At 69.1% G+C, this 1,839-nt stretch carries 1 protein-coding gene and 1 pseudogene; both read right to left on the bottom strand.

Annotated elements, in window-relative coordinates:
* Nucleotides 1-9: 9 nt before the first annotated feature.
* Nucleotides 10-690, bottom strand: coding sequence for an NUDIX domain-containing protein (locus tag DD1DGNOD_RS00725; protein WP_131764638.1), 681 nt, complete (start codon nucleotides 688-690; stop codon nucleotides 10-12).
* A gap of 146 nt (nucleotides 691-836) precedes the next feature.
* A pseudogene (locus DD1DGNOD_RS00720) lies at nucleotides 837-1,839 on the bottom strand (hypothetical protein); the annotation flags it as partial.

The raw sequence follows: 1,839 nt of genomic DNA, 5'->3' as shown, positions 1-1,839 counted from the left end.
GGGTCCGATCTATGGGGCGCTGAGCGGGTCGGGTGCGGGGACCTGCATCAGAAGGGCCTCGTGCGGGGCGTAGAGCTGGTCGTCGGCTTCATGGATGGCCGCACGGAGCTGGTCGATGCCATCGAACGGCCACCAGCGCGCATCGAGGGCGTCGCTACCGGCGGCCACGTCGACGGGTGTCGGCACCTGGAACAGCGCCACGGTCGACGTGATCCAGGCCCAATCCGTGTTGCGCGGGTCGTCAACGTAGGTGCGGGTGAGCACGACGGGCTCGACGTCGTGCAGATCCACGCCGGTCTCCTCCCGTAGCTCACGGATGAGCGCGGCCGGCGCGGTCTCGCCGGGGTCGACCATGCCGCCGGGGATCGCCCAGTGTCCGCAGTCGTCGCGGCGGATGAGCAGTACACGGCGGCCCGGGGCAGTACCGGTGACGACGATCGGGTCTGCGGCCTGGTTCTCACCCCACTTCCTGAGGTTGCGACCGATCTTGCCGGTGCGACCGGCCGGGTTGCGGGGGTAGCCGCCGATCACCTCGAATGGGATCAGGGCGACGGCCTGCCGGTCGTCCCAGTCCGTGATCTGGGCGGGATCGGTCGCCTGGTCGATGGCCCATCCCTCGGGGATGGATGCGGCGATGCCGGCAGGCTGAAGCTCCGCCGGGGTGATGTCCGCAGGGGTGTAGTCGGTCATGGTGCCCTCCTTGGTGATGACTGCCGATAGTTACGATCATGGGAGAGGGGGATGCGCCCGAGGGATCGGGCCCGGCCCGAAAACCGGGCCTACAGGCGGGTCTCTCGGATGCCCCTCCCTGTCTCCCTGATGAGCGCCTGCGCAGGTCAGGTCAGGGAGTTTCGCCAGGGAGGCGGGTAGGGAGAACTCCCCGAGTCCGGCTCCCCTCCCTGCCCCGACTCCCCGTCGCGCTCGCTGCGTTCCGTGATGGCACGCTGGATGTCGTCGAGGCGGACGACCATGATCCCGTTGGATTTGCCCGGTTCCGCGCCGTGTTCGGACAGGGCCGACGTCAGGGTCTGCGGGTTCCACCTGCCGTAGTGGCTGGGGTTCGCCTGGGCCAAGCGGGACAGCACGTCCTGAGTCCGCACCCGGGGCTCACCGCGGAGGGCTGTGTGGATGTCGGCCAGGTGGTCGACGACGGGCGCCAGTTCCAGCGCCGAGGATCGACCCCCGACCTGCACCGCGGGGTGCACGGACGCCATGGCCCGGGCGATGACGTCGGTGGCCGCGTCCCATCCGCTGTCGTCGTCGACGGCCACGAAGTACCAGCGGAGGATCTCGAACCGCTCGGCTGTCGCCCCGGTCAGCAGGCTGGTTCCGCGGTCCTTGCCGGGCCGTAGCTCGGTAGCCCGGATACCGGCCTGGAATGATCCGTCGCCGAGGAACCCGTCGTTCGACCGCCACGACTTCACCGCGAAGCAGCAATTCAGCTTGACCAGTTCAACGATCTTCGGCGGGATCGCGTCGGCCCGGCTGGACTGGGTGTCGAACATCAGGGTGATGCCGGTCTTGCGGGCACGGCGGATGGTCTGCACGGCGACGTCCGCGGCCATCTCACCGAGGCTCTGCTTCTCACCCTCGCCCTTGGCCTTGTGGCCGAACAGCTCGTGACACTCGGAGAACAGGGCCACGATCGGCCGCAGATCCGGATGCTTTTCCGCCAGGCCGCGCGTGACCTTCTTCGCGTTCAGCTCGGACAACCGCGCCTCACGGCGGCCCACTTCCTCGTACAGCTCCCGTAGGCCGTCCAGCGCGGCGTGCACCACACTGTCGTCCGCGCCCCGCTCATACCGGGCCAGGCGCGGCTGGTAGGCGTCGAAGTCGCCG

The organism is Candidatus Protofrankia californiensis (genome assembly GCF_900634765.1).
Classification (GTDB): Bacteria; Actinomycetota; Actinomycetes; order Frankiales; family Frankiaceae; genus Protofrankia; species Protofrankia californiensis.
The sequence above is the reverse complement of the archived record's forward strand: the minus strand, read 5'-3'. Positions and strand labels throughout refer to the sequence as shown.

What these genes read in the sequence shown, in the direction of transcription:
- DD1DGNOD_RS00725 (WP_131764638.1), bottom strand. Translation starts at nt 690, where the DNA reads ATGACCGACTACACCCCTGCGGACATCACCCCGGCGGAGCTTCAGCCT.